Here is a 6,587-nt window from a genome sequence, read left to right as displayed (position 1 = left end):
GAAGCGACCCTCGCCCTTGATCCTGAATAGTTTCTGAATCTGGAAGCTCCAGGCGCCTGCTGCGCAGCCGAGCGGGAGCAAGCTCCCTCGCCACAAGAGCTTGTCGCCAGCCTTTTTATTCCTTCGCCGCCAGCTCTACCAGATGATCCTCGACCTCCTGCGGCTTGAGCACCAGCACATCGCTTTCCAGGGTGTCGAGCACGGCTTCGGCGGTGTTGCCGATCAGCACCCCTGACAAACCCGAGCGGGCCACGGTGCCGATCACGGTGACGGCGGCCTGGAGCTTGTGAGCCATGAACGGAATCAGCACGTCTGCCGGGCCTTCCTGGATATGCAGGTGCTCGTCGTCAATGTCGAATTCGGCCTGGAACGCCCGGCATTGCTCACGGTAGCGGGCTTCGATGGTTTCCTTGAGCTGGAAGGTCGGGTCGGCGGACGAGAGCATCGGCGACGGGTGGGCGCTGATGACATGCAGGTGCGCCTTGGCCAGCAGCGCGATGTCATAGCCATGGTCGATAATCGTCGAGTGCAGGTGGCGGTGCTCGCCATCGGCATTGCCCACGTCGACGGCGGCCAGGATCACCCGGTCTTTCCAGGATCCCGATGTCTTGACCAGCAGCACCGGGGTCGGGCAATGGCGCAGCAGTTTCCAGTCGGCCGGGGTCAGCAGGGCTTTTTTCAAGGGGCTGTCGGGGAAGTGCTGCTTGATGACCAAGCCACAGCCTTCGGCCTGCTGCACGTCGATGATGGTCTCGTAGAGACTTTCGTTCCAGGCCTGCTCGGTGGTCACGCTGTAGCCGTCGGCCGCCAGTGCGGCCTTCAGGACGCTGAGCATCCCGGCATGGTCATGGTGTTTGTCGCAGACCAGCAAGTGCAAATGGGCCTGGGTCACGCCGGCGATCAGTTTGGCGCGCTTGAGTGCCAGGCTTTCCGAATGTTCGGGTTCGATGACCACGAGGATGCTGCGAATGGCTTGCATGATCGGCGTCTCCAGCAATAAAAGGGCACGGCGTTGCTCAACTATAGTTGCTCTGGATGCCCCGTCGACTTGATGCATATCAACGGTGGTGGCTGGTGGTCTGGAGGCAGCCCGGTATAATCGGCGCCCTTCGCTCGACCACCTTTGCCCGTGAGCACCATGATCCTTCCCGAAATCCATGAATTCCTCGGCTGCCGCACCCCCGACGCCTGGGTCCAGGCGGCGCTGGCTGACCAGGAAACGTTGCTGATCGACCACAAGAACTGTGAGTTCAAGGCCGCCAGCACTGCCTTGAGCCTGATCGCCAAATATCACGCCCATGTCGACCTGATCAATATGATGTCGCGCCTGGCCCGGGAAGAGCTGGTGCATCACGAGCAGGTCATGCGCCTGATGAAAAAACGCAAGGTCGCCCTGCGTCAGCTCTCCGCCGGGCGCTACGCTTCGGGCCTGCGTAAAGTGGTGCGCAGCCACGAACCGGTGAAACTGGTGGATACCCTGGTGGTCGGCGCTTTTATCGAAGCTCGCAGTTGCGAGCGTTTCGAGGCCTTGGTGCCGCATCTGGACGAGGAGCTGGGCAAGTTCTATTTCGGCCTGCTGAAAAGCGAGGCTCGGCATTTTCAGGGTTACCTGAAACTGGCCTACCAGTATGGCGACGCCAAGGATATTGCCCAAGTCATTGAGAGGGTCCGCGAGGCGGAGCGCGAGTTGATCGAATCAACGGACGTGGAGTTTCGGTTCCATAGTGGTGTGCCGGCCTGATGGCGATGCTGCGCTGACGCCTTCGCGAGCAGGCTCGCTCCCACAGGTTTTGTGCTGAACATGGATCTCAGGGCAGCCTGAATCCTTTGTGGGAGCGAGCCTGCTCGCGAAGAGGCTCCGAGCAGCGACCCAGTGTCAAATGGTCAAACCCAGGCGTTCATGCCACTGGGCAATCGATTCTTCGGGATACACGTCGAACTGCTGGTCGCCCGAGCGTGCCTCGACCTCTACCCATGGCGCCTTGGAACCCAGCATCAGATGGGTGCGTTCAGGGGGCACCGGCAGCGGCGTATCAATGGCTGAGGCGAACGGATGGATCAATTCCGGCCATTCAGGGCTGAACAACCATAATCCCGAGCCGCACAGCGCGCAGAAATGCCGCTCGGCACTGCTGCGGTGGGCGCGTTTGTCGCCCTCGTCCTTGAGCCGCGCATGGTAGATCGAGATGTGCTTGCGACCCTGCACCTTCAGGCTCGTGGCGTCTCCCCCAAGGTTGATCGCATAACCGCCGCCGCCCTGGGTCTTGCGGCAGATCGAGCAGTAACAGCGCTGATAGGGGTAGGGATGGGCGCAATCCAGGCTGAATGACACGGCGCCGCAGTGGCAGGATCCTTCGAGCTGCATGGGAGACCTCCAGTGGGATTGGAAATGACTCAGTACAGCCTAGACGGCCCATACCTTGACCGTTGAATTGGCTGTGAGCATGCAGCCACCTTCGCGAGCAGGCTCGCTCCCACAGGTTCTGTTGTAGATGCAGAGTCTGCAGGCGACCTGAATCCTTGTGGGAGCGAGCCTGCTCGCGAAAGCGTCCCTGCAAGCCAACATCACTTGGGCACCCGCCACAGATACCACGCCGCCACCGTCCGATAAGGGCTCCAGGTCCGGCCGATTTCGCTCATCTGCCTGGAACTCGGCGGAGTTTCCAACCCCTTGAGCCGCCGATATCCCTCGCGAACCCCAAAATCATCCGCCGGCAGGATATCCAGCCGTTCCAGGCTATAGATCAGAAGCATCTCCACGGTCCAGCGTCCGACGCCGCGCAGGGTGACCAGGCGTTCAATCAGCGTTTCATCGTCCATGGCCAGCGCCGTGGAGTAGTCCGGCACGATCCCGTCCAGCGTGGCCTGGGCGATACCCTGGAGAGTGGCGATCTTGCTGGCTGAAAATCCACAACCGCGCAATTGCGCGACATCAGTTGCCAATATCTGCTCAGGCCCCGGAAACGTCCCCGATGGGTACAGTCCGAGCAGCCGGCCGAGAATGGCGTCCCCGGCCTTGGCGTGCAGTTGCTGATAAGCAATCGCCCGCATCAGCGCCTCATACGGATCGCGGGCCGGTTTGGGTTGCAGCAGACAAGGACCGATCGACTCGACATGGCGTCGCCAGTCTTCGTCCAGGCCTGCCAGGAAAATGCTTGCTTGCTGATAAGGTGCCGCCATCAGTCAAAACGCCAAAGGTAACGAAACCTGCACCGCGGCTCGCTCCAGCCGTAACAGAAACGCCTTGCGCGGCTGGCCGCCGCCATAGCCGGTCAACGATCCATCCGCCCCAATCACCCGGTGACAAGGGATGACGATGGCCAGACGGTTCTGCCCATTGGCCAGGCCCACGGCGCGGCTGGCGCCAGGGCTGCCCAGTGCGTTGGCGACGGCGCCGTAGCTGCGGGTTTCGCCGTAGGGGATTTTCTGCAGCTCGGCCCAGACCCTGGCCGCGAAGGCGTTGCCAGGCATGTGCAACGGGACGTTGAAAACCGTGAGCTTGCCGGCGAAATAGTCGGCCAGTTCGCTTTCGATCTGTTGCAGATGCGCGTTGTGTCCCGGCGCAACCGTATAGCCGTAGCGTTGCTGCAGTTCCTCCAGCTCCTTGGTCAAGACCGGGCGATCGAGAAACTCCAACAGTACCAGGCCGCGACGTTCGGCCATGGCCAGCATCGGCCCCAATGGCGTGGTCAGGCGGGTAAAGAGCAAGGGTTCGCTGAGCCCGGCGCGGCCCGGTGTGATATGGAAGGATTTGACGAAGGCATCACGAAATCCGCTCAGAGACTCGTAGCCGGAGTCGAACGCCGCGTTATCGATCGAGGCGCCTTCCTTGATCCCGCCCAGGGCGATGCCCAGGCGCCGGGTGCGCAGGTAGGCGTGGAAGGTCATGCCGAAATACTGCTTGAACCAGCGGCGTAATTTCAGCGGTTCGATGCCTTGTTCCAGCAGCAGGGCGTCGGTCCAGCGCAGGTCTGGCTCGGCGTCGACGGTTTTGAGCAAGGCCTGGATCCAGTCCGGGGCAATGGCGGCGGCATCCAGCGGCTTGCAACGCAGGCAGGCCCGATAGCCGGCGGACATCGCCTCGTCGGCGTGGGCAAAGAACTCGACGTTCTCCGGCTTCGGCTTGCGCGCCGTGCAGCTGGGACGACAGAAAATACCGGTGGTCTTGACCGCGGTGAAAAACACCCCCTCGTAGGTGGTGTCTCGTTCGAGCATGGCGCGGACCATTTCGGCGTGGGGCGGGAGGAGCGAGTCTTGTCGGTTCATGGGTGGAGCATAGAACCGTGGCCGAAAGCCCTCCACCGAAAAATCGACAGCGAATTGGCTGATATCAATATTTCCAGAACACCGGCGTGAACAGCACCAGCACCGTCAGGATTTCCAGCCGTCCCAGCAGCATGCCGATGGTCAGCAGCCATTTTGCCGCATCCGGCAAGGTCGAGAAGTTGCCGGCCGGGCCGATGATGTTGCCCAGGCCCGGACCCACGTTGCAGACGGCGGTGGCCGCGCCGGTCAAGGCGGTCGTCCAGTCCAGGCCGATCAGCGCCAGACCCAGGGCGATGGCGCCGATCGTGATGGTGAAGAAGAACGAGAACGTCAGCAACGAGCGAACGATTTCCTCGTCGATGGGATGGTTGTTGTATTTCTTCTGGATCACCGCCCGGGGATGGATCAGCTGCTTCAAGCTGCCCATCAGCAATACCTTGGCGACTTGAAAGCGAAAGATTTTCAGGCCCCCGGCCGTTGATCCCGAACAGCCGCCGACGAACGTCAGGTAAAAGAACAGCAACAGGGCAAAACTTCCCCACAACGTGTAGTCACCCAGGGCCACGCCAGTGGTTGTGACCACGGACGTAACGTTGACCGCCACGATGCGGACCGCGTCCCACCACGCGTGGTCGCTGTTAAGGCTCAGCCAGGTGCCGACCACGAGCCAGGTGACCACCAGAAATCCAATGAAGCCCCTGACTTGCTGGTCCTTGAGCAGGGCGCGCCGGTGGCCGCGCAATGTCGCTACATACAACGTGAAGGGCAGCGATCCTGCCATCATGACGACCACTGATACCCAATGAACCGACGGTTGCGGCCAGTGCGCCAGGGATGCATCGGAGGTGGAAAAACCTCCGGTGGAAATCAGCGACATCGCATGATTGATCGCCTCGAAAGGCGTCATGCCCGCCAGCCACAGCGCCAACGTCGAGAGAGCGGTCAAGCCCACGTAGATCCAGAGGATGTAATTGGCCGCGACGTGAGAGCGCGGCGTGACTTTCTCCGACCAGTCCGAAGATTCGGTCTGGAACAGCCGCATGCCGCCGACCCGCAGCAGCGGCAGGACCGCCACGGCCATGCCGATAAAGCCGATTCCGCCGAGCCAGTGCAACATCGACCGCCAGATCAACAGGCCGGGCGATGCGCTATCCAACCCGGTCAGGATGGTCGAGCCGGTGGTGGTGATGCCGGACATTGTCTCGAAAAATGCATCGGTGTAGCTGATGTGCTGGATGAACACCATCGGCAGGGCGGCGAATGCGCAGACAAATACCCAGCTGGCGGTAGTGAGCAGGTACATCTCCCTGGGACGCATATGGACCTGGTCCGGCCTTCCACGGGCCACCAGTGCCGCACCGCAGACGAAGGTGATCAGGCTCGACCAGAGAAATGCCGACAAGTCATCGTTGCGTTCGTAGAACATCAGCGTAAACAGCGGAATCGCCATGCTGATCGCAAGGGTGATCAGGAAAATCCCGAGGATGAAACCGATGAGACGCAGAACCGCTATGGACATGGATAACGCCTGATTCAAAGAGCTGAACAGTATCGATTTGGCGCATCGTTCACCGCGTAAATTTTGCGTAAAAAAATGAACCGGGAGTGCCTGACGGCGAAGGCAGTTTTCTTCAATACCCTTGCGGGCGCCCCGTTTATCTTGGAGGCTCTTTCCCGAAACGAAGAAGATCTGAGATGAGCTTGATATTTTCCATGGCGACCTTTGCGCTGGTGGCTTCCATTACCCCGGGCCCGGTCAATATTGTCGCCCTCAGCTCCGGCGCTCGATACGGTTTGCGCGCCACCTTGCGCCATGTCGCCGGCGCCACCCTGGGGTTCGTTCTGCTGCTGGTCTTGATGGGGTTGGGGTTGCACGAAGTGTTGCAGCGCTGGCCCGGACTTACGCGTGTGGTGCAACTGGCAGGTGTGGCGTTCCTGTTGTACATGGCCTGGAAACTGGCGCTGGACAACGGCGAACTGGGTGACCGGGACGAGGGGGGCGCGCCTTCGATGTTCCATGGCGCGCTGATGCAGTGGCTCAACCCCAAGGCGTGGCTGGCTTGCGTGGCGGGGATGGGCGCTTTTGTAGCCGATGGCGAGGCATCGCTGGTGTGGCAGTTCGCGGCGATCTATTTGGTGATCTGCTACCTGTCCGTGGGCTGCTGGGCCTACGCCGGCGCCTTCTTGCGTACGTGGCTGGGCAACCCGGCGACCATGCGCCTGTTCAACCGATTGATGGCGGCGTTGTTGGTGGTGAGTGCGGTTTATTTGCTGTGGCCTTGAGCCTGACCAGGTGTCCAGTTGGCGGCGCTGTTGTGGGG

At 61.1% G+C, this 6,587-nt stretch carries 7 protein-coding genes; 2 read left to right on the top strand and 5 right to left on the bottom strand.

The window, feature by feature from the left end; all coding sequences use genetic code 11:
• Nucleotides 1-115 precede the first annotated feature (115 nt).
• Complete coding sequence (locus ACE04F_RS21185; RefSeq protein WP_486109744.1) at nucleotides 116-979, bottom strand: universal stress protein; 864 nt, start codon at nucleotides 977-979, stop codon at nucleotides 116-118.
• Between the two features lie 159 nt (nucleotides 980-1,138).
• Between ACE04F_RS21185 and ACE04F_RS21180 the strand changes: the two genes are divergently transcribed.
• Nucleotides 1,139-1,741 carry a MiaE family protein gene (locus ACE04F_RS21180; RefSeq protein ID WP_486109742.1) on the top strand — a complete coding sequence of 201 codons (603 nt, stop codon included), beginning with the start codon at nucleotides 1,139-1,141 and terminating at the stop codon, nucleotides 1,739-1,741.
• A 135-nt stretch (nucleotides 1,742-1,876) separates the two neighbouring features.
• Here ACE04F_RS21180 and ACE04F_RS21175 read toward each other — a convergent pair whose 3' ends face one another.
• The 4 genes from ACE04F_RS21175 to ACE04F_RS21160 all read right to left on the bottom strand — a co-directional run bounded on the left by ACE04F_RS21175 (nucleotide 1,877) and on the right by ACE04F_RS21160 (nucleotide 5,785).
• The gene (locus tag ACE04F_RS21175) at nucleotides 1,877-2,365 is read right to left on the bottom strand and encodes a GFA family protein (protein WP_486109740.1); all 489 of its coding nucleotides are present in this window, start codon (nucleotides 2,363-2,365) and stop codon (nucleotides 1,877-1,879) included.
• Between the two features lie 200 nt (nucleotides 2,366-2,565).
• The gene (locus ACE04F_RS21170) at nucleotides 2,566-3,180 is read right to left on the bottom strand and encodes a DNA-3-methyladenine glycosylase family protein (protein ID WP_486109738.1); all 615 of its coding nucleotides are present in this window, start codon (nucleotides 3,178-3,180) and stop codon (nucleotides 2,566-2,568) included.
• Nucleotides 3,181-3,183: 3 nt separating this feature from the next.
• The gene (locus ACE04F_RS21165; protein WP_486109736.1) at nucleotides 3,184-4,266 is read right to left on the bottom strand and encodes a bifunctional transcriptional activator/DNA repair enzyme AdaA; all 1,083 of its coding nucleotides are present in this window, start codon (nucleotides 4,264-4,266) and stop codon (nucleotides 3,184-3,186) included.
• A 64-nt stretch (nucleotides 4,267-4,330) separates the two neighbouring features.
• The gene (locus ACE04F_RS21160; protein WP_486109734.1) at nucleotides 4,331-5,785 is read right to left on the bottom strand and encodes a TrkH family potassium uptake protein; all 1,455 of its coding nucleotides are present in this window, start codon (nucleotides 5,783-5,785) and stop codon (nucleotides 4,331-4,333) included.
• A gap of 176 nt (nucleotides 5,786-5,961) precedes the next feature.
• Here ACE04F_RS21160 and ACE04F_RS21155 point away from each other — a divergent pair, with 176 nt between their 5' ends.
• On the top strand, nucleotides 5,962-6,549 hold the full coding sequence (locus ACE04F_RS21155) for a LysE family translocator (protein ID WP_486109732.1): 588 nt from the start codon (nucleotides 5,962-5,964) through the stop codon (nucleotides 6,547-6,549).
• Nucleotides 6,550-6,587: the final 38 nt, after the last annotated feature.

The organism is Pseudomonas sp. AGC41 (assembly GCF_057334555.1).
Note: the sequence above shows the minus strand (reverse complement) of the source record. Positions and strands in the feature narration are given on the sequence as shown.